This window comes from Faecalibacterium sp. An77, from assembly GCF_002161315.1.
In the GTDB taxonomy this organism is placed as follows: domain Bacteria; phylum Bacillota; class Clostridia; order Oscillospirales; family Ruminococcaceae; genus Faecalibacterium.
Genome location: NZ_NFHK01000001.1, coordinates 12,086 through 35,132, shown reverse-complemented (window position 1 = coordinate 35,132; position 23,047 = coordinate 12,086). Strand labels below are relative to the sequence as shown.

26 protein-coding genes and 2 tRNA genes are annotated in these 23,047 nt (G+C 63.1%); 21 read left to right on the top strand and 7 right to left on the bottom strand.

All coding sequences use genetic code 11. The features are described from left to right. Positions 1 to 162: 162 nt before the first annotated feature. From B5G28_RS00185 to B5G28_RS00155, 8 genes are all read left to right on the top strand, one after another. Positions 163 to 236: transfer RNA gene (locus B5G28_RS00185), tRNA-Arg, on the top strand. Between the two features lie 8 nt (positions 237 to 244). Further along, a tRNA-His gene (locus B5G28_RS00180) sits at positions 245 to 321 on the top strand. Between the two features lie 223 nt (positions 322 to 544). Next, on the top strand, positions 545 to 1,132 hold the full coding sequence (locus tag B5G28_RS00175) for a DUF3793 family protein (protein ID WP_087245231.1): 588 nt from the start codon (positions 545 to 547) through the stop codon (positions 1,130 to 1,132). Positions 1,133 to 1,298: 166 nt separating this feature from the next. After that, a complete protein-coding gene (locus B5G28_RS00170) occupies positions 1,299 to 1,511 on the top strand; it encodes a FeoA family protein (RefSeq protein WP_087245229.1) in 213 nt (70 codons plus the stop codon). 64 nt (positions 1,512 to 1,575) lie between these two features. Beyond that, a complete protein-coding gene (locus tag B5G28_RS00165; protein WP_087245227.1) occupies positions 1,576 to 1,797 on the top strand; it encodes a ferrous iron transport protein A in 222 nt (73 codons plus the stop codon). 27 nt (positions 1,798 to 1,824) lie between these two features. Continuing rightward, positions 1,825 to 4,002: a ferrous iron transport protein B gene (gene feoB / locus B5G28_RS00160; protein ID WP_087245225.1), complete on the top strand. Its 2,178-nt coding sequence runs from the start codon at positions 1,825 to 1,827 to the stop codon at positions 4,000 to 4,002. A gap of 43 nt (positions 4,003 to 4,045) precedes the next feature. Then, the gene (locus B5G28_RS14345; RefSeq protein ID WP_143405370.1) at positions 4,046 to 4,219 is read left to right on the top strand and encodes a FeoB-associated Cys-rich membrane protein; all 174 of its coding nucleotides are present in this window, start codon (positions 4,046 to 4,048) and stop codon (positions 4,217 to 4,219) included. A 27-nt stretch (positions 4,220 to 4,246) separates the two neighbouring features. Beyond that, positions 4,247 to 4,636: a MarR family transcriptional regulator gene (locus B5G28_RS00155; RefSeq protein ID WP_087245223.1), complete on the top strand. Its 390-nt coding sequence runs from the start codon at positions 4,247 to 4,249 to the stop codon at positions 4,634 to 4,636. Positions 4,637 to 4,700: 64 nt separating this feature from the next. On the opposite strand, the gene B5G28_RS00150 is transcribed toward B5G28_RS00155, so the two are convergent. The 3 genes from B5G28_RS00150 to B5G28_RS00140 all read right to left on the bottom strand — a co-directional run bounded on the left by B5G28_RS00150 (position 4,701) and on the right by B5G28_RS00140 (position 6,279). After that, the gene (locus B5G28_RS00150) at positions 4,701 to 5,210 is read right to left on the bottom strand and encodes a phosphatase PAP2 family protein (protein ID WP_087245221.1); all 510 of its coding nucleotides are present in this window, start codon (positions 5,208 to 5,210) and stop codon (positions 4,701 to 4,703) included. A 10-nt stretch (positions 5,211 to 5,220) separates the two neighbouring features. Beyond that, positions 5,221 to 5,784: a DUF1643 domain-containing protein gene (locus B5G28_RS00145; protein ID WP_087245219.1), complete on the bottom strand. Its 564-nt coding sequence runs from the start codon at positions 5,782 to 5,784 to the stop codon at positions 5,221 to 5,223. A gap of 111 nt (positions 5,785 to 5,895) precedes the next feature. Continuing rightward, on the bottom strand, positions 5,896 to 6,279 hold the full coding sequence (locus B5G28_RS00140) for a hypothetical protein (RefSeq protein WP_087245217.1): 384 nt from the start codon (positions 6,277 to 6,279) through the stop codon (positions 5,896 to 5,898). Between the two features lie 315 nt (positions 6,280 to 6,594). Here B5G28_RS00140 and B5G28_RS00135 point away from each other — a divergent pair, with 315 nt between their 5' ends. Then, complete coding sequence (locus B5G28_RS00135) at positions 6,595 to 8,553, top strand: BMP family ABC transporter substrate-binding protein (RefSeq protein ID WP_087245215.1); 1,959 nt, start codon at positions 6,595 to 6,597, stop codon at positions 8,551 to 8,553. A gap of 67 nt (positions 8,554 to 8,620) precedes the next feature. Then, entirely contained in the window at positions 8,621 to 9,283 is a 663-nt protein-coding gene (locus B5G28_RS00130; protein WP_087245213.1) for a metallophosphoesterase family protein, read from the top strand. 238 nt (positions 9,284 to 9,521) lie between these two features. Here B5G28_RS00130 and B5G28_RS00125 read toward each other — a convergent pair whose 3' ends face one another. Further along, the gene (locus B5G28_RS00125) at positions 9,522 to 10,511 is read right to left on the bottom strand and encodes a D-isomer specific 2-hydroxyacid dehydrogenase family protein (protein WP_087245211.1); all 990 of its coding nucleotides are present in this window, start codon (positions 10,509 to 10,511) and stop codon (positions 9,522 to 9,524) included. Positions 10,512 to 10,762: 251 nt separating this feature from the next. Here B5G28_RS00125 and pepT point away from each other — a divergent pair, with 251 nt between their 5' ends. Beyond that, on the top strand, positions 10,763 to 11,980 hold the full coding sequence (gene pepT / locus B5G28_RS00120) for a peptidase T (RefSeq protein ID WP_087245209.1): 1,218 nt from the start codon (positions 10,763 to 10,765) through the stop codon (positions 11,978 to 11,980). A 54-nt stretch (positions 11,981 to 12,034) separates the two neighbouring features. Here pepT and B5G28_RS00115 read toward each other — a convergent pair whose 3' ends face one another. Then, positions 12,035 to 12,577, bottom strand: a complete 543-nt coding sequence (locus tag B5G28_RS00115) for a GNAT family N-acetyltransferase (protein WP_087245207.1) — start codon at positions 12,575 to 12,577, stop codon at positions 12,035 to 12,037. A 354-nt stretch (positions 12,578 to 12,931) separates the two neighbouring features. Here B5G28_RS00115 and B5G28_RS00110 point away from each other — a divergent pair, with 354 nt between their 5' ends. From B5G28_RS00110 to B5G28_RS00100, 3 genes are read left to right on the top strand one after another with little or no spacing between them, the layout of a single operon-like run. Beyond that, a complete protein-coding gene (locus B5G28_RS00110) occupies positions 12,932 to 13,687 on the top strand; it encodes a GntR family transcriptional regulator (RefSeq protein WP_087245205.1) in 756 nt (251 codons plus the stop codon). A 15-nt stretch (positions 13,688 to 13,702) separates the two neighbouring features. Further along, a complete protein-coding gene (pyrB, locus tag B5G28_RS00105) occupies positions 13,703 to 14,644 on the top strand; it encodes an aspartate carbamoyltransferase (protein WP_087245203.1) in 942 nt (313 codons plus the stop codon). A 1-nt stretch (position 14,645) separates the two neighbouring features. Next, positions 14,646 to 15,083: an aspartate carbamoyltransferase regulatory subunit gene (locus B5G28_RS00100; RefSeq protein WP_087245201.1), complete on the top strand. Its 438-nt coding sequence runs from the start codon at positions 14,646 to 14,648 to the stop codon at positions 15,081 to 15,083. A gap of 75 nt (positions 15,084 to 15,158) precedes the next feature. Here B5G28_RS00100 and B5G28_RS00095 read toward each other — a convergent pair whose 3' ends face one another. Beyond that, positions 15,159 to 15,446 carry a hypothetical protein gene (locus tag B5G28_RS00095; RefSeq protein WP_087245199.1) on the bottom strand — a complete coding sequence of 96 codons (288 nt, stop codon included), beginning with the start codon at positions 15,444 to 15,446 and terminating at the stop codon, positions 15,159 to 15,161. A 26-nt stretch (positions 15,447 to 15,472) separates the two neighbouring features. After that, positions 15,473 to 16,363, bottom strand: coding sequence for a LysR family transcriptional regulator (locus B5G28_RS00090; RefSeq protein ID WP_087245197.1), 891 nt, complete (start codon positions 16,361 to 16,363; stop codon positions 15,473 to 15,475). Between the two features lie 242 nt (positions 16,364 to 16,605). Between B5G28_RS00090 and B5G28_RS00085 the strand changes: the two genes are divergently transcribed. Genes B5G28_RS00085 through atpC form a run of 7 tightly spaced genes read left to right on the top strand, consistent with a single transcriptional unit; the run spans position 16,606 to position 22,905 of the window. Beyond that, positions 16,606 to 17,448 (top strand): F0F1 ATP synthase subunit A, encoded by an 843-nt coding sequence (locus tag B5G28_RS00085; protein WP_087245195.1) that lies wholly within the window; start codon positions 16,606 to 16,608, stop codon positions 17,446 to 17,448. Between the two features lie 37 nt (positions 17,449 to 17,485). Then, positions 17,486 to 17,881 (top strand): ATP synthase F0 subunit C, encoded by a 396-nt coding sequence (locus B5G28_RS00080; protein ID WP_242956718.1) that lies wholly within the window; start codon positions 17,486 to 17,488, stop codon positions 17,879 to 17,881. 17 nt (positions 17,882 to 17,898) lie between these two features. Next, positions 17,899 to 18,405: an ATP synthase F0 subunit B gene (locus B5G28_RS00075; protein WP_087245193.1), complete on the top strand. Its 507-nt coding sequence runs from the start codon at positions 17,899 to 17,901 to the stop codon at positions 18,403 to 18,405. Beyond that, positions 18,383 to 20,146, top strand: a complete 1,764-nt coding sequence (gene atpA, locus B5G28_RS00070; RefSeq protein WP_087245191.1) for a F0F1 ATP synthase subunit alpha — start codon at positions 18,383 to 18,385, stop codon at positions 20,144 to 20,146. The genes B5G28_RS00075 and atpA overlap by 23 nt, the downstream gene beginning before the upstream one ends. A gap of 1 nt (position 20,147) precedes the next feature. Further along, positions 20,148 to 21,062, top strand: a complete 915-nt coding sequence (atpG, locus tag B5G28_RS00065) for an ATP synthase F1 subunit gamma (RefSeq protein WP_087245190.1) — start codon at positions 20,148 to 20,150, stop codon at positions 21,060 to 21,062. A gap of 5 nt (positions 21,063 to 21,067) precedes the next feature. Continuing rightward, the gene (gene atpD / locus B5G28_RS00060; RefSeq protein WP_087245188.1) at positions 21,068 to 22,471 is read left to right on the top strand and encodes a F0F1 ATP synthase subunit beta; all 1,404 of its coding nucleotides are present in this window, start codon (positions 21,068 to 21,070) and stop codon (positions 22,469 to 22,471) included. After that, on the top strand, positions 22,471 to 22,905 hold the full coding sequence (gene atpC / locus B5G28_RS00055; RefSeq protein ID WP_087245186.1) for an ATP synthase F1 subunit epsilon: 435 nt from the start codon (positions 22,471 to 22,473) through the stop codon (positions 22,903 to 22,905). Before atpD ends, atpC begins: the two co-directional genes overlap by 1 nt. Positions 22,906 to 23,047 lie beyond the last annotated feature (142 nt).

The following is a 23,047-nucleotide window of genomic DNA, read 5'->3' as shown; positions in this document are numbered from 1 at the left end:
ACGCTATTTCGTTTATTTTCAAGTGTGCAGCGGTACCCGCACAAAAATCCGAAAAAATTTTCCCATTTTTGCTTGACAGATCCACCCGGTTGTGCTATTATACTTCTCGCAGCCTGTGCCGAACGGCTGTCCCTGATATAAAACCCCATGGGATAAGGACATGCGCCCGTAGCTCAGCTGGATAGAGCAACTGCCTTCTAAGCAGTGGGCCGGGGGTTCGAGTCCCTTCGGGCGCATTGCTGTGGTGCCCATAGCGTAGTCGGTTAACGCGCCAGATTGTGGATCTGGAGATCGAGGGTTCGAGTCCCTCTGGGCACCCCACCAAACGACATCCGCTTTTGCGGATGTCGTTTTTCTTTTTCCCTCTTGTTCCCTCTTGACAGCTCCGCCGCCCCTGTGGTAAGATAAGGCCGTTAGATATAGCTAACCTTCTCCCCGACGGGGGAGGCCCTCCGGCGCGCGGCGCCTTCTTTTTGGGCCAGAAGGTTAGTCTAAACTTACCGCATTTCACCGGGCCCCGGCCCCAGACCAAGAGGTACAACCCATGGAGAGAAATTTCGAGACCGTCATGATCGAGCAGTGCTCCCCCGTGCTGGCGGGGATCAAACCGGCCAATCTGTTCCGGTATGTGACCCGGGACAAGGCGGGGCTGTACCGGACGGTGGAGGACTGGAACGCCCAGCTCAACGGCCGCGGGCTGCATCTGCGGGTGATGAAGGAATGTCCCCACGGGGAGTGGTATCTCCTCTACCTCTACCGGCCCGCCCGTCTGGGTCCCATTCTGGCCGGGGAGGAAACCGGCCGCTTTCTGGAACAGGAGGGCTACACCCTCCCCGCCCGGCCCGACAGCCCCGCGGGCTGTCAGGTGCTGCTGGACCAGCTGGCCCGGCGTCTGGAATGCGGGGGCGAGTTCCCCCACGAAATCGGGGTGTTCCTGGGCTACCCGCTGGCCGACGTCATCGGGTTCATCCGGAACCGGGGGCAGAATTTCACCTTCTGCGGCTTCTGGAAGTCCTACAGCGACCCCGACGACGCCCGGCGCTATTTCTGCCAGCTGAAAAAGTGTACCGACGTCTACCTCCGGCTGTTCCACAGCGGCACCCCCATTCTCCGGCTGGCGGTGGCGGCGTAAGTTGTGCCAAACCTGCCCAAAAAATCCGGTCCCTGAAGGGAAACAAGTTGTTTGTTTTCACAAACTTACTGATTTTTCGCAAAAGCGATTGACTTTTGAAGTTAGTAAGTATAAACTTACTGCCAGAACGAAGTTTGACAAAGCGAACCAACAGGAGGAATTGCCTATGATGCCCCTGACAACAGCCCGGCCGGGCGAGACAGTGACCATCCGGCGGATCACCGGACGGGACCAGGTGCGCCAGCACCTGGCGGAGCTGGGTTTTGTGGTGGACAGCGACGTGACGGTGGTGAACGAAATCGCCGGCAGCCTGATTCTGCAGGTGAAAAACGGCCGGATCGCGCTGGACAGCCAGATGGCCAACCGGATTCTGTACTAAGGCAAAGCGGCCGCCCTGCCGGGGCGGCGGTTTGGATACAGCAACAATGTGGGAGGAAAACGCTATGAAAACCCTGAAAGACGCCAAGGTGGGCCAGACGGTAACGGTGGCCCGGCTGAACGGAACCGGCCCGGTCAAGCGGCGGATCATGGATATGGGCATCACCAAAGGGGTCCAGATCTATATCCGCAAGGTGGCCCCTCTGGGGGACCCCATGGAGCTGAACGTCCGCGGCTATGAGCTGAGCGTCCGCAAGGCCGACGCCGAGATGGTGGAAATCAACTGAGGACAGCGGAGAAAGGAGAGACAGCAGATGGCACAGATCAAGATTGCCCTGGCGGGCAACCCCAACAGCGGCAAAACCACCCTGTTCAACGCCCTGACCGGCTCCAACCAGTATGTGGGCAACTGGCCGGGCGTCACGGTGGAAAAGAAAGACGGCCGCCTGAAAGACCACAAAGACGTGGTGATTCAGGACCTGCCGGGTATCTATTCCCTCTCCCCCTACACGCTGGAGGAAGTGGTGGCCCGGGGGTATCTGGTGAGCGAAAAGCCGGACGCCATCCTGAACATTGTGGACGGCACCAACATCGAGCGCAACCTCTACCTCACCACCCAGCTGATTGAGCTGGGCATCCCGGTGGTGGTGGCGGTGAACATGATCGACCTGGTCCGCAAAAACGGGGACCAGATCCATCTGGACAAGCTGGGCCAGGCCCTGGGCTGTCCGGCGGTGGAGATCAGCGCCCTCAAAGGCGAGGGCTGCAAGGCTGCCGCCCAGGCGGCGCTCCGGGCCGCCCAGAGCCGTGCAAGCGTCCGCCTGCCGGCGGTCTTCACCGGCGAGGTGGAGCAGGCCCTCCAGGCCATCGAAGCCCTGCTGAAGGGCAAGGTGGAGGAGCGGTTCCTCCGGTGGTATGCCGTCAAGCTCTTTGAGCGGGACGAGAAGGTCCAGGCCGAGCTGGCCCTAGACCAGGCCGCCGCCGATTCCATTGAGAAGGCCGTCGCCGCCTGCGAGGCGCAGCTGGACGACGATGCCGAGAGCATCATCACCAACCAGCGCTACACCTTCATCCACAACGTGATTCAGGAGGCCTGCACCCGCAAGCCCCGCACCGACAACCTGACCGTCTCGGACCGGATCGACCGCATCGTCACCAACCGCATCCTGGCTCTGCCCATCTTTGCGGTGGTGATGCTGGTCATCTACACCATCGCCATGGGCAGCACCGCCTTCTCCTTCGGCACCATGGGCACCGACTGGGTCAATGATGTGCTGTTCGGCGAGATCGTACCCCCTGCGGTGGAGGGCTTCCTGGTATCCATCGGCTGCGCCGACTGGCTGGTGGGCCTCATCAACGACGGCATTGTGGCCGGCGTGGGCGCGGCCCTGGGCTTTGTGCCCCAGATTCTGGTGCTGAGCTTCCTGCTGGCCATCCTGGAGGACGTGGGCTACATGGCCCGCATCGCCTTCGTCATGGACCGGATTTTCCGCCGGTTCGGCCTGTCGGGCAAGAGCTTTATCCCCCTGCTGGTGGCCTCGGGCTGCGGCATCCCCGGCGTCATGGCATCCCGCACCATTGAGCAGGACCGTGACCGCAAACTCACCATCATGACCACCTGCTTCATCCCCTGCAGCGCCAAAATGCCCATCATCGGCCTGCTGGCCGGCGCCATCTTCGGCGGCAGCAGCCTGGTGGCCACCAGCGCCTACTTCATCGGCGTGGCCGCCGTGGTCATCAGCGGCGTGATGCTCAAGAAAACCCGCGCCTTTGCCGGCGACCCGGCGCCCTTCGTCATGGAGCTGCCCGCCTACCACGTGCCCGCCTGGGGCAACGTGCTGCGGGCCACCTGGGAGCGGGGCTGGTCCTACGTCAAGCGGGCCGGCACCGTCATCCTGGCCTCCACCGTGGTGCTGTGGTTCCTGCAGGGCTTCGGCTTCACCGACGGCGCCTTCGGCATGGTGGAGGACACCAACACCTCCCTGCTGGCCGCCATCGCCGGGGTGATCGCCCCCGTCTTCGCTCCTCTGGGCTTCGGCAGCTGGCGGGCCGCCACTGCCACCGTCACCGGCCTCATCGCCAAGGAAAACGTGGTCTCCACCCTGGGCGTCCTCTACGGCATGGCCGAGGTGTCCGAGGCCGGCGACGAGATCTGGGCCAACATTGCCGCCGATTACACCGCTCTGGCCGCCTACAGCTTCATGATCTTCAACCTGCTGTGCGCCCCCTGCTTCGCCGCCATGGGCGCCATCAAGCGGGAAATGAACAACCCCCGCTGGACGGCCTTTGCCATCGGCTACATGTGCGTCTTTGCCTACGTCACCTCCCTGATCGTCTATCAGCTGGGCGGTCTGGTGACCGGCGAAGTTTCCTTCAACCCCTTCACCGTGGTGGCTCTGGTCCTGCTGGCCGGACTGCTGTACCTGGTGTTCCGCAAGAATCCCTACGAGGACGGCGTCCGCCTGCGCAGAAAGACTGCGCTGCAGGCCTGAGCCCCTCGTTCCCTTTACTTTCCCACAAGGAGGTCCTGCCGTTATGCTGGAATTTATCACCGCCAACCTCTCCACCATTCTGGTGGCCGCTGTGGTCTTTGGCCTGACGGGGCTGTCGCTCCGGGCCACCATCCGCAGCATGCGCTCGGGCAAGTGTTCGGGCTGCAGCAGCTGCGGCGGCCATTGCAGCGGCAGCTGCCACGGCTGCGGCCACTGACCCTCCCCGAAAGGAGCTGGTTCCCCCATGGAACTTTCCCCCGCCCATCTGCGCTATCTGCTGGCCATCTATGAGGCCGCCCGGACCCAGCGGGACATCTCCTCCCGCACCATCGCCGAGCGGCTGGGGGTGACCCGGCCCTCGGTGGCCCGGGCCCTGGGCCAGCTGATGGAGCGCGGGATGATCGTCAAAGCCCATTACGGCAAAATCTATCTGACCGACCGGGGCTCCTTTGTGGCACGCCGGGTCCAGCAGCAGCTGGACAGCGTGCTGGAAAACTTTCCTCCTTTGGCGCTGGACGCCGCCCCCCTGACCGACCAGGAAAAACGCCAGGCAGCCCTGGCCCTGGCCGCCGCCCTGCCGGAACGTCTCTACTCCGGCGCCTACCAAAACCTCCTGGACGACGCCAGCGTCTGATCCCATCAAAAAGACCCTGCCCGGACCAAACGGTTCACGGACAGGGTCTTTTTGTTTTGTACCGTTACAGCAGCATGCCCAGGGCTCCCAGGCCGAAGCCCAGAACCGCGCCGGCGGCCACATCCCTCACCCAGTGGACCCCGGCCAGCACCCGGGTGACGCAGATGGCCAGGGCCGACACCGTCAGCACCCCGGCCACGGCGGGGTTCACCGGCAGCCAGGCCATGGCGATCACCGCGCCGCTGAGGGCGTGGCGGGAGGGAAAGGACTTGCCCCCGGTCTCCTTGGGCAGCAGAGGGGTGAAGCCGGGCTGCTGGTAGGGCCGGGGCCGGTTGAGGGCGGCCCGCAGGGCGCTGCCCCCCACAAACACCGCTCCCGGCACCAGGACTGCCCGGGCCAGCAGCTGCATACAATCCTCACCGGCGGCTGTGCGGGCCGCCAGCAGCCCCAGCAGGGCCAGATACATCCCGGCCTGGGCCAGCGGCAAAAGCCTCGTACAGGCCGCCAGAGCCGCCCTGGCGGCGGGCCGGGCGGCAAACCACCGGTACACCCGGCTGTAGCGCTCAGGACTCACAGCGGCCCCCTCAGAAACAGGTGTCGAGGTATTCCTCGACGTCAAAGGGATCGGGGGCGGCGTCCTTGCGCAGATAGAGGGGGTGGTGAGGGTGCCCCTTCTTGCTCCGCTTGCCGATGGTGACCCAGGGGATGTTTTTCTCCCGGGTGAGGGCCACCATCTCCCGCATCAGCCCCGGCAGGTAGGCCCGCTTTTCGATCAGGGTGCCCCAGGCTGCCCACATGGTGGGCTGGGTCTGGCTCAGAACCGCTTCCAGCCAGCGCAGGTTCTCATCGCAGAGGGCCCGGTCGGGGGTCTGATCCATGTCGTTGGGATCGGTGGCCCGCTGGGGGTAGACGTTGAACATGATCCAGCTGTCAAAGCCATTGGCCGCCGCCAGCCGTTCCACGCTCTTGACGGTGGGGTCCAGCGCCCCGGGCTGGGCGGTGCTGGGATTGATGCCGATGCACACCAGAGGCCGCCGGCCCGGCTTCCCCAGCACAAACCGGTAGGGCATGTACACGTGGGGCTCATAGTACCACAGGCCCCCGGCGTATTCCCCCGCCTCCAGGACGGGAAGTTGTTTTGTCTCCATAGCGTTTTGGATTCCCTTTCGTTTTTTCTTCTATCCTACCTGAAAACCCCGCCCGGCGCAAGATGCAAAAAAGCCCGCAGGGCCAGGCAGGCCCGCGGGCAGGATTCACTTTCAGGCCAGGAACATAAACCAGACAAAAGAAACCACAATCGCCGTCATCATCAGCAGCATGGTCCCGCTGGAAAAGCCGGTGGTCACCGAGGTTTCCCCGTGCTCATAGGTCAGCATCCGGCGGTACTGCTCCAGGAACGAGTCGTCCACGTCTCCATAGAAGTGCCTCCACAGCCCGGGGCGGCCGCGGAGCAGCTGCCAGTCGGTGAGGATGCGCACAAAAACCACCAGACCAAAGCCGAACATGGCGATCCAGATGGAATTCCACAGGTACAGCGGTTTCAGCACCGGGCGCAGCTTATCTGCATGGATGAAATACAGGATGAACACATACTCCAGCGTATTCAGAAAATGCTGCGTCAGCGGGCCTCTCTGCATTTCCATACAACCGGCCTCCTTTCGGTCTTTGGGGGAACAACTTATATGACAAGTTTATTATACCGCCCCCCGCCGGGGAAGTAAATGGACGGTTTTCACGTATTTTTCACGTTTTTTTGTTCTTTTGCCCCAGGCCGGGGCCGGGTTTTTATACATTTTCCCGCATTTGTAAAAACGGGTGCGGCTTTTCCTTCCCGGCCCATGCTTCTCCTAGAGACAAAAACAGGAAAATGTGGTATACTGAAACCAGGACGCGCCAAACTTGGACGTTCTGCGTGTGATTTTCGGCTTTTCGATCTTTGAGAAAGGAGCCTTTATCTTATGTCTTTGGAAGAATACAAACTCGCCCTCAAGGCAGGTCAAAAGGACTACCGGGCCCACGTCGCCCGGGGCCAGAGCCCTTACCTGCCGGTTCTGGACGATATTCTGGTGAACGTCAAGATTGTGGCCACCGAGCCCCTGGGCCTGGTGAACATGCCCAGCGAGAGCATCGCGGGCACCAAGACCAGCGGCCGCCACACCGCCTTTGCCCCCAACTTCATGCCCCTGCTGGACGTGGACACCGAGTTCGCCAGCAAGTGGTCGGTCCTGTGCGAAGCGCACCTGGAGGAGGGCATCCGCAACCCGGTCACCGCCTATGAGTTCCTCAACCAGTTCTATATCGAGGAGGGCAACAAGCGGGTGTCGGTGCTCAAGCACTTCGACGCCGCCAGCATCCCCGGCACCGTCACCCGGCTGATCCCCGCCCGCAACAACAGCCTGGAGAGCCGCATCTACTACGAGTTCATGGACTTCTACAAGCTGTCCAAGGTGAACATCGTCCAGTTCTCCCGCCCCGGCAGCTACGCCAAGCTTCAGAAGCTGGTGTGCAAGGCCTCGGGCGAGGAGTGGACCGACGAGGACCGCAAGAACTTCAACGCCCTGCACACCAAGTTCCGCCAGCAGTTCCGCGCCCTGGGCGGCGCGCGGCTGCCCCTGACGGTGGGCGATGCTCTGCTGGTGTATCTGTCGGTGTACCGCTATTCGGACGCCTGCGACTCCACCCCCGCCCAGATCAAGGAAAAACTGGCCCGCATCTGGGACGAGATCACCGTCCTGACCAAGGACCAGGCGGTGGAAGTGGTGCTGGAGCCCGCCTCCGAGCCCGCCGAGGGCCGGCTGAGCCTGTCCAAGCTGAACATCTTCATCCCCCGGCCCAGCGAGCTGCATGTGACCTTCCTCCACGAGGCCAACGAGACCAACAGCGCCTGGGTCCGGGCCCATGAGAAGGGCCGCAGCGCCCTGGCCAACACCTTCACCGACCGGGTGATCCTCTCCTCCCACGAGAACGTGGACCCCGATGTGGACGCCGAACAGATTCTGGAGGAAGTGGCCCACAACGGCACCGATGTGGTGTTCACCACCAGCGTCCGGATGCACACCGCCTGCCTGAAGGTGGCCGCCCAGCATCCCAAGACCAAATTCCTCAACTGCTCCCTGAACACCCCCCACCCGCTGGTCCGCACCTATTATCCCCGGACCTACGAGGCCACCTATATCCTGGGCATGCTGGCCGGCATCCTGTCTCCCACCAATACGGTGGGCTATGTGGCCAACAACCCCATCTACGGCATCCCCGCCGCCATCAACGCCTATGCCCAGGGCCTGCGCTCGGTGCGGCCCGAGGGCAGGGTCCTGCTGCGGTGGGCCTGCCTGCCCGACCCGGCCCATCCCCTGGACTTCTCGGACCGGGAGGACGTAACCCTCTTTTACGCCCGGGACAGCCGCGAGGCCCCCGACACCCACCGGGACTACGGCCTGTGCCAGCGTCTGCCCGACGGAGTCATCCGTCCGGTGGGCCTGCCCCAGTGGCGGTGGGATGTGTTCTATATCGAGATCATCCGTTCCATTCTCAACGGCAGCTGGGACGAGGCGGACACCAGCAAGGCCATCAACTACTGGTGGGGCATGAAGAGCGGCGCCGTGGGCATCCAGTACAGCGACGGGCTGCCCGGCGGCCCCCTGCAGCTGCTGGGCCTGATGGAAACCCAGCTTCACAGCGGCCTGCTGACCATCTTCCCCTCCAAGGTGTACGCCCAGGACCACCGGATGCACTCCCCCCAGAAGATCGTCTACACGCCCAAGGAGCTGATGCTGATGGACTGGCTGGACGCCTGCGTGGAGGGCACCCTGCCCAGCTACGACCAGCTGGACGTGAAAACCCGCACCCTGGCCGACATCTGCGGCCTGGACGTCATCAAGGAGGACGCGGACGGCACAGCGGCGCCGTCCAAGATCTGATCCCCCTGTCTACAGTACGAAACGACAAACGGTAAAAGGAATTTAACAGAACGGAGCATGAAGGAACGTGAAGATACTCGCTATATCGGACGAAGCCTCCAAGGCGTTGTGGTGTCCGCAATGCCGCGAACGGCTGGAAGACATTGACCTGATCCTCTCCTGTGGGGATTTACCCCGCAGCTATCTTGAATTTCTGACCAATTTCACAGCCGCGCCCATCCTCTATGTCCACGGCAACCACGATGCAGCCTACGCCAAGCAGGAGCCCGGCGGCTGCATCTGCGTGGACGACGAGGTCTACGTCTGGAAAGGCCTGCGGGTGATGGGTCTGGGCGGCTCCATCCGCTACAACCGGGAGAGCCCCTACCAGTACACCGAACAGAAAATGCGCCGCCGGATCGCCCGGCTGCGGCCCAAAGTCCGGCGTCTGGGAGGCATCGACTTGCTGCTGACCCACTCCCCCGCCAAGGGCCTCAACGACGGCACCGACCTGCCCCACCAGGGTTTTGACTGTTTCAACAGTCTGCTGGAGGAGCTGCAGCCCCAGTGGTTCGTCCACGGGCACATCCATCTGTCCTACGACTGCCGCCTGCCCCGGGTCTGTTCCCACAACGGCATCACCGTCATCAATGCCACCGAGCGCTATACCTTCGAGGTTCCTGATTTCGAGGACCGGCCCATCGGCAAGTCCTTCTCTCTCCGCTCGTTCCTTACCACCTTTGCCCGATAAGTCAAATCAAAAAAGGCCCGCCCTGCGGCTCTCCATGAGCCGCGGGACGGGCCTTTGTGTATGTAGGCGGTGGGGTGGATCTGAAAACGCCTCCGCGCCGTCTCCTCCTGCCCCAAAGCGCATCTGCCGCGTTGCAGTCGCTTGCATTCCACAGAGGAGTGCGGCGTTCCTGCGCCTTGCAGCTGCATCTTTGGGGCGAACGGTCCGGCACATCTGCATTCTCAGATCCATCCCGGGGTTATTTCAGGCTGACGTCGTGGCGGGTGGGCTGGCCGGCGGCAAAGGCCCCGGCGCTCTCAAAGACGCCCCGCACCATGCTCTCCACGTCCTCGTCGGTGTAGAAAGCGGTGTGGCAGGTCAGCAGCACATTGGGGAAGCTGCGCAGCAGGGCCAGCTCGGGATTGGCGATGGGGTCGCCGGAACGGTTGTAGTAATACAGGCCGTTCTCGTTCTCCAGCACGTCCAGCGCGGCGGCTCCCACCCGGCCGCTCTCCAGGGCGGCGATCAGGGCGTCGCTGTCGATGAGGGTGCCGCGGGCGGTGTTGACGATCACCACGCCGTCCTTCATCTTGGCCAGGGCGGCCGCGTCAATCAGGTGGTGGTTGGCCTCGGTGGCGTTGGTGTGGAGGGTGATGACGTCGCTCTGGGCAAACAGGGTGTCCAGGTCCACGTATTCCGCATACTTGGCGGCCTCCTGGTTGGGGTAGAGGTCATAGGCCAGCAGTTTGCACCCGAATCCCGACAGGTGCTGCAGCACCGTCCGGCCGATGTTGCCGGTGCCGATGACGCCCACGGTGCAGCCGGACAGGTCCCGGCCGATCTTCCCCTTGAGGGAGTAGTCCTGCACCTCGCCCCGCTTGAGGATATGGCCCACACGGCGCAGGGACATCATCATCAGCATGATGGCAAAGTTGGCCACGCCCCGGGGCGGGTAATCCACGTTGGAAACCTTCATCCCCAGCTCGCGGGCCTTTTGGCGGTCCACATGGTCGTAACCGATGGACCGGCAGCAGATATACTTGACCCCCAGCTGGTGGAACCGCTCCACCATGGCGGCGCTCATGTCGCAGGGCGTCATCGAGACGGCGTCACAGCCGGCGGCCAGGGCGGCGTTTTCCAGGTTGGGGTATTCCTCACAGCCCTCAAACGCGATGCCGGTCTCGGCGCTGAGCTTCTGCGCACAGGGCAGCTCGTCGTAGGGGCGGAGGGTATAAAAGAAAATCTTCATTTGGCATTCCACCTTCCCAGTCTCTTTGTATGGGTTTCCCTGCCCCTAATGATAGCACGTTTTGGCCCGGCGCGGCGGGGTGTGCAGAGTGAATTTTTCTCACCTGTGGGATGAGCGGTCCATGGCACCGTGGGCCTTGTAAAAGGGCGAAAAATGGAGTATGCTAAAGGACGGACCAAATCCAAACTGCACCGCCGCCCCGGTCCGGGCCGGGAAATTTTCCAGGCCGGACGGCTGAAAGGAGATCTGTTATGCGCGCTTACGAACGCCTTCTGCGGTACGCCAGAGTGTATACCACCTCGGACCCCACCACCGGGGCCCATCCCTCCACCGAACGCCAGTTCGACCTGGCCCGTCTGCTGGTGGACGAGATGAAAGAGATGGGCATTGAGGATGCCGCTGTGGACGAGCACTGCTATGTATACGGCAGCATCCCTGCCACCCCCGGCTGTGAGAACCGGCCGGCCCTGGGCCTGATTGCCCACATGGACACCGCCCCCGACGCCTCGGGCGAGAACGTCCAGCCCGTGATCCATGAAAATTACGACGGCCAGGACGTGGTCCTGCCCGGCACCGGCGCGGTGATGAAGGTATCCACCTTCCCCTTCCTGGCCTCCATGAAGGGCGAGACCCTCATCACCTCGGACGGCACCACCCTGCTGGGCGCCGACGACAAGTCGGGCGTGGCCGAAATCCTCACCGCCGCCGAGGCCCTGCTGCAGGGTGAGATCCCCCACGGCAAGATCTGCATCGCCTTCACCCCCGACGAGGAAATCGGCGAGGGCGCCGACCTGTTCGACATCCCCCGCTTCGGCGCCGACTTTGCCTATACGGTGGACGGCGGCGACGTGGGCGGCATCGAGTACGAGAACTTCAACGCCGCTTCGGCCACCGTCACCATCCGGGGCCTGTCGGTTCATCCCGGCAGCGCCAAGGACACCATGATCAACGCCTCCAACGTGGCCATGGAGTTCCACATGGCCCTGCCCCTGATGGCCCGTCCCGAGACCACCGAGGGCCGCCAGGGCTTCTATCACCTGTGCCAGATGTACGGCGACGTCAACGAGGCCAAGCTGGGCTATATCCTGCGCGACCACGACGCCGACTGCCTAGAATACAAAAAGAGCGAGCTGCAGCAGATTGCGGCCTGGCTCAACAGCCGTTACGGCGAGGGCACCGTCACCGTCGAAATCAAGGACGGCTACCGCAACATGATCGAGAAGATCAAGCCCCACTTCCACCTGGTGGAAACCGCCCGCACCGCCATCCAGATGGCCGGTCTGGAGCCGGAGGAAATCCCCGTCCGGGGCGGCACCGACGGCGCCGTCCTGAGCTGGAAGGGTCTGCCCTGCCCCAACCTGGGCACCGGCGGCTTCAACTTCCACGGCGTGTTCGAGTGCACCACCGCCGAGCGGATGGACAAGGCCACCGAAGTGCTGCTGAACATCATCAGCCTGTACGCCAAGTAAAAACACAGCGCCCCGTACCTGTTTGTCAGGCCCGGGGCGCTTTTGCGGGGTTTTTCAGAGGATTTTCCGCAGCAGATACCGGTCAAAGCCGCCGTACATGGGCCGGCGGCAGACGATCTCAAACCCTTCGGCCAGGGCGTTGCGGAGGCTATAGGCGTTGTCGGGGCTGACGGTGGCCCCCAGGCCCACAATCCCCTCCGGCAGCCAGCCGCAGGCCGCCCGGGCCATGGTCCGCTGAAGGCCGTTTCCCCGCCAGGCCGCGCAGACCACCGCGCTGTCGGCGTTGGCCCAGCGGGGCCATTCCGCCGGGGGCAGGCCCATGAAGGCGGCGTAATTCTCCGGGCTGGAGCCCATGCACCGCAGGGTGAAGTAAGCCCCCAGGGTTTCGCCGTCCCACACCCCCACGCAGACCCCGTCCGCCATGCAGGCCGCCAGCTGGTCCCGGGTGTCGGGCACAAACTGTTCCGGGTGAGGCATCCCGGCGTGAACCTCCCGCTGGAGCTGCTCCATGGCGTCCAGGTCCTCCGGACCGCAGCGCCGCAGCTCCACCGGCAGATGCGCCGGCTGACCGTTCACCTTTTCCAGGACTAAATCCATCTTGGTTTCCTCCCTTTGCACTGTGCATCGTGGCTTTTGTTTCCCAGTATAATCCCGGTTTTAAATCCTGTCAAATTATGGTATAATAACTGCAAAAGCAGTTATTTATTCCAATCGGCGCACAGCGCCCACTTTGTATCACAGGAGCGTCAGCGACTATGGTATAATAGCTGCAAAAGCAGCTATTTGACCCAGAAGTGCACGCTTCGCGTGGACTGGCTTTTGTCCGCTTTGGCGGACACGGTATAATATCCAAAAGATATGACTTTTCACAGCGCGGCCGCGGCGCTGGACAATCAAATTCACACGATGCGGAGCCCGCCGTCTGGGCGGCGGGGAAAGGAAGGCATTGCCATGAAGGAACCCACCCCTGACACAACGGGCCGCCTGGGCGGAACGGTCATCAGCGACCGCGTGGTCGCCCAGCTGCTGGAGGAACTGCGCACCGGCCGCTACGCCGGCGCAGACCGTCTGCCCGCCGAGCTGGACCTGGCTGCAGAGCTGGGCGTCAGCCGGACGGTCATCCGGGACGCCCTCAGCACCATGGAGCGGGCCGGCTATGTGGAGCGGGTCCGGGGGATCGGCACGGTGGTCAACCGCGCTGTTCTCTCCCTGCGCAGCAGGCTGGACCAAAAACTGGAATATTACCCCCTGATCCGCTCGTTCGGCAGCTACCCCCACGCCGACGGCATCCAGGTCCAGCCCATCCGGGCCAGCGAGGACCTGGCCCGCAGCCTGGGTCTGGAGCCCGGGGCCGAGGTCATCTGCATCCGCAAACGGGTGCTGGCCGACTCCACCCCCGTCATCTACTCCATCAACTACCTGCCCAAGGCCCTGCTGGGCGGGCGGGACTACACCCGCCTGGATCTGGCCGGCTCCATCTTCGATGTGCTGGACCAGGTCTGCGGCCAGCAGGTCTCCTCCACCGTGGCCCACATCAAGGCCAGCTGCGGGGATGACACCATCCGTTCCGCCATGCGCCTGGCCCCCGGCGAGGCCATGCTGCTGCTGGACGAGGTGTGCTACACCCGTCTGTGCCGGCCGGTGCTGCGCGCATTCAGTTATTACACCAATTTCTTTGATTTTTCCATCTTACGCAAGCTGTTATAAGGAGGCAAATTGTCTATGCGCCATCTGATTGATCCGCTTGACTTTACCCGCGAGGAAACCGACGCCCTGCTGGATCTGGCCAGCCGCATCCGGGAGGACCCCGCCGCTTACCAGGAGGTGGCCCGCTACAAGAAACTGGCCACCCTGTTCTACGAGCCCTCCACCCGCACCCGCCTGTCCTTTGAGGCGGCCATGCTGAATCTGGGCGGCCATGTGCTGGGCTTCCCCAGTGAAAACGTTTCCAGTGCCACCAAGGGCGAGAGCGTGGCCGACACCATCCGCGTGGTGTCCTGCTACGCCGACATCGCCGCCATGCGCCATCCCAAGGAGGGCGCTCCCCTGCGGGCCAGCCGCTATTCCCGCATCCCGGTGATCAACGCCGGCGACGGCGGCCACCAGCACCCCACCCAGACCCTCACCGACCTGATGACCATTCGCAGCCGCAAGGGCACTCTGAACGGCCTGACCATCGGCCTGTGCGGCGATCTGAAGTTTGGCCGCACCGTCCATTCCCTCATCAAGACCATGGTCCGCTATGAGGGTGTGCGGTTCGTCCTCATCAGCCCCGAGGAGCTGCGCGTGCCCGACTACATCATCACCGATGTGCTGGAGGGCAGCGACATTCCCTACGCCGAGACCCGCAGCCTGGAGGAATCCATGCCCGGGCTGGACATCCTCTATATGACCCGCGTCCAGAAGGAGCGTTTCTTCAACGAAGAGGACTATATCCGGTTGAAAAACAGCTATATCCTCACCCGGGACAAGATGGCCCTGGCCAAGCCCGACATGGCCGTACTGCATCCCCTGCCCCGCGTGAACGAGATCGCCCTGGACGTGGACGACGATCCCCGCGCCGCCTACTTTGAGCAGGTACAGAACGGCGTCTACGTCCGCATGGCCCTGATTATGACTCTGCTGGGTCTGCCTGACCCCAAAGCGCCGAAGGAGGGCGTCTGATATGCTGAACATTGACGAAATCCAGAACGGCATTGTAATCGATCACATCAAGGCCGGCACCGCCGTGGGCCTGATGGATCTGCTGGGCATCAAGGGCAACCGCTCCGCCAGCGTGGCCCTGATCCAGAACGCCCGGTCCCACAAGTCCCCCACCGGCCGCAAGGACATCATCAAGGTGGAGGGGGATTCCTCCTGGCTGAACCTGGACGTGCTGGCCTATCTGGACCCCAACATCACCGTCACCACCATTCACGACGGCAAGCCGGTCAAGAAGGAGAAGCCCCAGCCGCCCCGCCGTCTGGTGAACATCGTCCGGTGCCGCAACCCCCGGTGCATCTCTTCCATCGAGGAGGAGTGCGACCAGATCTTTGAGCTGAGCACCAACGGGAAGTACCGCTGCATCTACTGCGAGCAGGAGCTGCAGGTGAACCGCGACTAATCCCCTCTTTCCAGGCAAAACAAAGCCCCCGCTGTCTTTTTTGGGACAGCGGGGGCTTTTTTGGTTTCCTGTTGGTCACACCAGAACGAAGTCCGCGGGCAGGCGGCCGATGGCCACCGCCGCCGCCAGCATGGCGACAGCCAGGCCCAGGTACAAAAAGCAGAGGTTCTTTGCACGGCTGTCCTTTTGCTGCCGGGCCGCCTGGTACATCAGCCCAAAGCAGAGGACCGCCAGGCCAAACGCGCAGGCCAGCCCGCCCCACACATAAAAGGCGTACCCCGCCGGGATGAACCGTGCGCTGTTGCCCAGCCACACGGCGGCAAAGCTCCAGAGCAGAAACGCCGGGACCCACATCTTGTGCATTGACAATCTCCTCCTTTCTATGGTTTTCACCCTTTCCCGCAGATCATCTCCCGGATGGCCTTCATAGCGGTGCTGCGGGGGCGGCTCATATCCTCCACCAGGGAGATGGCCCGCTCGGGCACCGGCTGATCCAGCGGGACGCAGAACAGCTCCCCCCGGGCAATCTTGGGGGCCACCAGCTTTTCGGGATAAAAGCCGATGCCCAGCCCATGCTCCACCATGGGGAGGATCTGGTCCATGGTGGCCGCCTCCACATCCACCCGGAAGGGCACCCCGTGGGAGGTGAAGAACCGCTGATAAAAGGCGTATGTACTGGTATCCTGGCCGATGCACACCAGCGGGTACCGGGCCAGCTCGGCCATGGTGCACCGCCGGGAGGCAATCTCGCTGTAGGCGGGGCCGCAGACCGGCACCTCCCGGAACCGCAGCAGCTCGGTCTGCTGGAGGGTGCGGTCGGTGAGCTGGGGCGCCGTGATCACCGCAAAGTCGCTCTCCCCGTTCCGCAGGCGCTCGATGGCCTGGGGGGTGGTCTCGTTGGTGATCCGCAGGTGCACCCCCGGATACTTCACCCGGAAGGCCGACAACTTGTCCAGCAGGATCATATGGAGGGCCGCCTCGCTGGCGCTGATGGACAGGGACCCGCTCTCCAGGCTGCCGTCCTGGCGGATCTCCTCCTCCCCCAGCTGCAGCTCCTCCACCGCCGCCGCCACCCGCCGGTACAGCCTCTGACCCTCCGGCGTCAGGCTGATGCCCCGATTGGACCGGTGGAACAGTTTGCACCCCAGCTCCTGCTCCAGATTTTTCATGCAGCGGGTGATGTTGGGCTGGTTGTTCTTCAGCACCTCGGCCGCCCGGGTGAAGCTCCTGCACTGGGCCACCACATAGAAAATCCGGTAGTAATCGTAGTTGATCGTCATAGAAAATTTCCCTTATTTTTTATGAATTATGCTCTATTTGTCATACAAAAAATATATTACGAGCATATTAACAAGATATTTTACAATTTTCACTATCAATAGTATAATACGCTCGACCCAAAATTGCAATTTGACAACCGCTTCCTCCGGGGAGGCGGCGGTCGAAGCCCGGCACATCCCCCTCCGGGGCGGCCGGGCAGGCAGGTTGAATATCGTTGGATGAAAGGAGTCTTTCCAAAACCATGAAACAGAATAAGCGGAGTCTTATCCTGTGGCTCGTGCTGATCGTGGTGCTGGCAGTCGCCTCTGTCCTCACCGGGACCCCCGGCGGAGAGAGCGAGAGCGTCAAGGCAGTGATGCGGGACGCTGTGCTGCACGAGACCGGCCAGGTGAGCCTTTTCGGGATCATGGACGTCAACCCCGGCCTGATCTCGGCCTATGTGGTGACGGCCGCGCTGCTGGTGCTGGCTGTCTGCCTGCGGATCTTCGCAGTGCCCCATTTCACGGAGGTTCCCGGCAAGCTGCAGATGCTGCTGGAACTGTGGGTGGATACCTTCCGCGGGATGGCCGAGAAGAACAGCCCTCACAACAACAAGGTGCTGGGCCCCTACCTCTTTGGTGCGGGCACCTATATCTTTGTCAGCACCCTGTTTGAGCTGCTGGGCGTCCAGGTGGTGACCACCGCGGGCCACTCGATGGCCCTGCCGGCCCCCCTGTCGGACGTCAACGCCGCCATCGCCATGGGCGTGCTGTCCTACCTGTTCATTATGTCGGGCGGCGTGGGCGCCGTGGGCATCCGCGGCGTGGGCCGCACCCTCAAGGAGTTCTCGCTCCCCATCTCCATGAGCTTCCGACTGTTCGGCGCTCTGCTCAGCGGCCTGCTGGTCACCGAGCTGGTCTACTACTACATCACCCTCAGCTATGTGCTGCCGGTGATCGTGGGCGTCATGTTCACCATGCTCCACTCCCTGATCCAGAGCTACGTGCTGACCATGCTGGTGGCCCTGTATTACGGCGAGGTGTCCGAGCCGGTCCAGCCCAAAGTCAAGAAAAACAAAAAGAACAGCGACGCCCTTGCGGCCTGATCCATCGCTGTCCCCAATTCAGGAGGTTATCACTACTATGAAGACGATGAACATCAAGAAAGTCCTTTCCGTCCTGCTGGTCATGCTGGCTATGGTCGTGACCATGGCTGCCCCCGCTTTCGCCGACGAGCCCGCTTCCAGCGAGCCTGCCACCACCCAGTCCGCTCAGGCTGAGACCGAGGCCGAGGCTGCCGATTCTTCCACCTCCACCACCGCCGCCAAGGCTTTCGCTTCCGCCATCGCCGTGGGCCTGGCTGCTGCCGGCGGCGCTGTCGCCATGGGCGTTCTGGGCGCCAAGTCCTCTGAGGCCATCGCACGCCAGCCCGAGGCCGAGGGCAAGATCCGCACTTCTATGATGCTGACCCTGGTCTTTATCGAGACCGCCATCATCTACGCCCTGCTGGTCGTTATCCTGATTATCTTTGTTCTGTAAGCACGGGAGGTACCACAATGAATCTCCCTCTGAATATCAATCTGCAGCAGATTTTTCTGCACATGCTGAACTTCGTGATCCTGGTGGGCGGCCTGTACTTCATCCTGTACAACCCCATCAAGAAATTCATGGATCAGCGCACCGCCCACTATGCCGAGATGGACAAGGCTGCCGCCGACAAGCTGGCCGCCGCTGAGAAGCTGGAGGCCGAGCATCAGGCTCAGCTGAGCAAGCTGGACGAGGAGCTGCGCCAGCGCCGCGCCGAGAGCCAGAAGATCGCCCAGGATGCCGCCCAGCAGCAGCTGGACCGCGCCCAGGAGCAGGCCGACCAGATCATCGCCGGCGCCCAGAAGGCCGCCGAGAGCATCCGCACCAAGGCCGTGGCCGATTCCCAGAAGGAAATCAAGGAGCTGGCCATGGCTGCCGCTGCCAAGCTGACCCTGCAGTCCAGCAAAGACGCCTTCGACGAATTTTTGAACCTGGCAGAGGAAGGGAAACAGAATGAGCAACATGAAAAAGCCTGAAGCAGCCACCGCCGCTTTTCTGTACAGCCCCGAGGCCCCTACTGAGGAGCAGCGCCAGCGGTTTGAGGATTTTCTGGCCCGCACCTACCCCGACCGCACCGTAACCCTCACCTGGAAAAAGGCCGCCAACCTGAAGGGCGGCTTCCGCCTGGAGGTGGGCTCCGACGTCTACGACTGGAGCCTGAAGGGCCGCATGGAGCAGCTGCGCCGCAAGATCGACGCACTGGATGTCCGCCAGGACAACCTGCTGCCCCTGATGCGCCAGACCGTTGTGGACTGGGCCCCCAGCACCAAGCCCGAGGAGATCGGCACCGTGCTGACGGTGGGCGATGACATCGCCACCATTTCGGGCCTGCAGGACGCCGTCTACGGCGAAGTCCTGGACTTCACCAACGGCATCCGCGGCATGGTCCAGGAGCTGCGCCCCGATGAGCTGTGCTGCGTCCTGTTCGGCGACAGCAGCGGCATCGAGGCCGGCGACCCGGTCCGCCGCACCGGCAAAGTGGCCGGCATGCCGGTGGGCGACGCCTTCCTGGGCCGCGTGGTGGATGCCCTGGGCAACCCCATCGACGGCGGCCGGGAGATTCAGGCCGACGCCTACTATCCCATTGAGCGGCCGGCCCCCGGCATCATCCACCGCCAGCCTGTCAACCAGCCCATGGAGACCGGCCTGCTGGCCATCGACGCCCTGTTCCCCATCGGCCGCGGCCAGCGCGAACTGATCATCGGCGACCGCCAGACCGGCAAGACCGCTGTGGCTCTGGACACCATCCTGAACCAGAAGGGCAAGAACGTGGTCTGCATCTACGTGGCCATCGGCCAGAAGGCCAGTTCGGTGGCCCTGCTGACCGAGAACCTCCGCCGCCGCGGCGCCATGGACTACTGCATCGTGGTCAACGCCTCGGCCAGCGACTCCGCCTCCCTGCAGTACATCGCACCTTACGCCGGCTGCAGCCTGGGCGAGTACTTCATGCACCAGGGCCGGGACGTGCTGATTGTCTACGACGACCTGTCCAAGCACGCCATCGCCTACCGCGCCCTGTCCCTGCTGCTGGAGCGCAGCCCCGGCCGTGAGGCATACCCCGGCGACGTCTTCTACCTCCACAGCCGTCTGCTGGAGCGTTCGGCCCACCTGTCCGACGACATGGGCGGCGGCAGCATGACCGCCCTGCCCATCATCGAGACCCAGGCCGGCGACGTCTCCGCCTATATCCCCACCAACGTCATCTCCATCACCGACGGCCAGCTGTTCCTGGAGAGCAACCTGTTCTTCGCCGGCCAGCGCCCCGCCGTCAACGTGGGTCTGTCGGTGTCCCGTGTGGGCGGCGACGCCCAGACCAAGGCCATGAAGAAGGCCGCCGGCGCCATGCGTCTGGATCTGGCCCAGTACCGCGAGATGGAGGTCTTTACCCAGTTCTCCAGCGACCTGGACGAGACCACCAAGCGCCAGCTGACCTACGGCCAGGGCCTGATGCGGCTGCTGCGCCAGAAGCAGTATCACCCGCTGACCCAGCACGAGCAGGTCATCACCCTGGTGGCCGCTCTGAACCACACCATGGAGTCCATCCCCGCCGAGAAGATCAGCGACGCCCAGCATGAGATGCTGGCCTGGTTCGAGGAGCAGGACGCAGCTCTGTGCCAGCGGATCGACTCCACCGGCCTGCTGTCCGACGACGACCGCCAGCAGATCATCGACCTGGCCCGCACCTTCGTGGCCGGCTATCAGAAGAAGGGGCAGTGACATGGCGAGCACCAAAGAGATCAAAGACCGGATCGAAAGCGTCCGGGAGACCCAGAAGATCACCAACGCCATGTACCTGATCTCCTCCACCAAGCTGCGCCGCGCCCGGGAGGACCTGGCCCACACCCGCCCCTATTTTGAGGCGCTGCGGGGCGAGATCAAGCGGATTTTCCGCACTTCCAGCGACATCCACAGCCGCTATTTCTATCCGCCCCACGAGGACGACATCAAGGGCGGGCCCTACGCCTGCCTGGTCATCACCGCCGACAAGGGTCTGGCCGGCGCCTACAACCAGAACGCCGTCAAGGAAACCATGCGGGTCCTGGCCGACCACCCCGGCACCAAGCTGTTCGTCGTCGGCGAGTACGGGCGGCACTATTTCAACCAGCACCATATCCCCATCGAGCAGAGCTTCCTCTACACGGCGCAGAACCCCACTTTGCAGCGCGCCCGTGAGATCAGCTCCATCCTGCTGGAGGGCTTCAACGCCGGCCAGTGGAAGAAAATCTATATCGTCTACACCGATATGGCCAGCAGCCTGGCCTCGGCCGCCCAGAGCACCCGCCTGCTGCCCTTCCACCGGGCCCACTTTGCCTCCACCGAAGAAGATCACTCCTCCGACAGCTTCGAGTTTATGCCCGATATGGTCACCGTGCTGGACAATATGATCGAGAGCTATATCTCGGGCTTTATCTACAGCGCCCTGATCGACAGCTTCTGCAGCGAGCAGAACGCCCGCATGACCGCCATGGACGCCGCCAACGAGAACGCCCAGCGGCTGCTGGACGAGCTGTCCCTGCAGTACAACCGGGTGCGTCAGGCGGCCATCACCCTTGAGATCACCGAGGTGTCTGCGGGTGCAAAGGCCCAGCGCCGCAAGCGCCAGGCAGCCCATAAAGAACGAAAGGATGTGTGACCCACTTGAATACAGGCAAAATCGTACAGGTCTCGGGCCCTGTCGTGGACGTGACGTTTGAAAATCTGCCCCTGCCCCGCATCCGTGAGGCCCTCACCGTCACGGTGGAGGGCAGCGAGCGGGTGATGGAGGTGTCCCAGCATCTGGACAGCCACACCGTCCGCTGCGTCATGCTGGCCCCCAGCGAGGGCCTGGCCCGCGGCATGGAAGTAAACGCCCCCGGCCACACCATTCAGGTGCCGGTGGGCGAGCGGGTTCTGGGCCGGATGTTCAACGTCCTGGGCCAGCCCATCGACGGCGGCGAGCCGGTGCCCGCCGACACCCCCGTCAAGAGCATCTACCGCAAGCCCCCTCCCTTTGAGGAGCAGAACCCCGCAGTTGAAATCCTGGAGACCGGCATCAAGGTCATCGACCTGCTGGAGCCCTACGCCAAAGGCGGCAAGATCGGCCTGTTCGGCGGCGCCGGCGTCGGCAAGACCGTCCTGATCCAGGAGCTGATCCACAACGTGGCCATGGAGCACGGCGGTTATTCCATCTTCACCGGCGTGGGCGAGCGCAGCCGCGAAGGCAACGACCTGTGGCACGAGATGAACGAGAGCGGCACCGCCGACAAGACCGCCCTGGTCTTTGGCCAGATGAACGAGTCCCCCGGCGTCCGTATGCGTGTGGCCCTGTCGGGCCTGACCATGGCCGAGCACTTCCGTGACGAGGCCCACAAGGACGTGCTGCTGTTCATCGACAACATCTTCCGTTTCGTCCAGGCCGGCAGCGAGGTCTCCACCCTGATGGGCCGCATGCCCTCGGCCGTGGGCTACCAGCCCACCCTGGCCAACGAGATGGGCGAGCTGCAGGAGCGGATCACCTCCACCAAGGAGGGCTCGGTTACCTCGGTCCAGGCCGTCTACGTCCCCGCCGACGACCTGACCGACCCCGCCACCGCCACCACCTTCACCCATCTGGACGCCACCACCGTTCTGAGCCGTAAGATCGTGGAGCAGGGCATCTACCCCGCCGTGGACCCCCTGGAGTCCACCTCCCGCATTCTGGAGCCCGACATCGTGGGCGAGGAGCACTACCGCGTGGCCCGCAAGGTCCAGGAGATCCTCCAGAAGTACCGCGAGCTGCAGGACATCATCGCCATCCTGGGCATGGACGAGCTGAGCGAGGAGGACCAGAAGACGGTCAGCCGCGCCCGCAAGGTCCAGCGTTTCCTGTCCCAGCCCACCCACGTGGCTGAGAAGTTCACCGGCATCCCGGGCGTCTACGTCCCCCTGTCCGAGACCATCAAGGGCTTCGCCGCCATTGTGGACGGCGAGATGGACCAGTACCCCGAGGCCGCCTTCTTCAACGTGGGCCCCATCTCGGACGTGCCCGAAAAGGCCCGCAAGATCGAGGCAGGTGAGCTGTAATGAACACCTTCCACCTGCGCATCCTGGCGGCGGACGACATGTTCTTTGAGGGTGAGTGTGAAAACCTCATCGTCCCCAGCCCGGACGGCTCTTTTGGCGTCCAGGCGCACCACTCCAACATGATTTCGGCCGTCTTCCCCGGTGAGCTGCACTACCGCCCCTCCGAGGGCCCCGACGCCGGCGTTGAGAAGATCGCCGCCGTTTCCTCCGGCCTGATCAAGGTGGAGAACAACGACGTGCTGGTGCTGGTGGATACCGCCGAGCGCCCCGAGGAGATCGACGCCAACCGCGCCCGCCGGGCCGCCGACGAGGCCAAGGAAGCGCTGCTCCAGAAGCGCAGCATTCAGGAGTACCGCATCGCACAGTACAGCCTGGCCCGCGCCGTCAGCCGTCTGCAGGTCCACAGCGACTTCCAGAACTGGAAAAAGGGCTGATCCCCTGCATACGATTCCTTTCTAAGGACACAAGCCTCCGCCTTCGGGCGGGGGCTTTTTTGTGCCGGGCGTTTCCTCAGATTTATCACACAACAGTCATACTTCTTTCGCAATCTAAATGGCAGAAGGACCGTATTAAAAG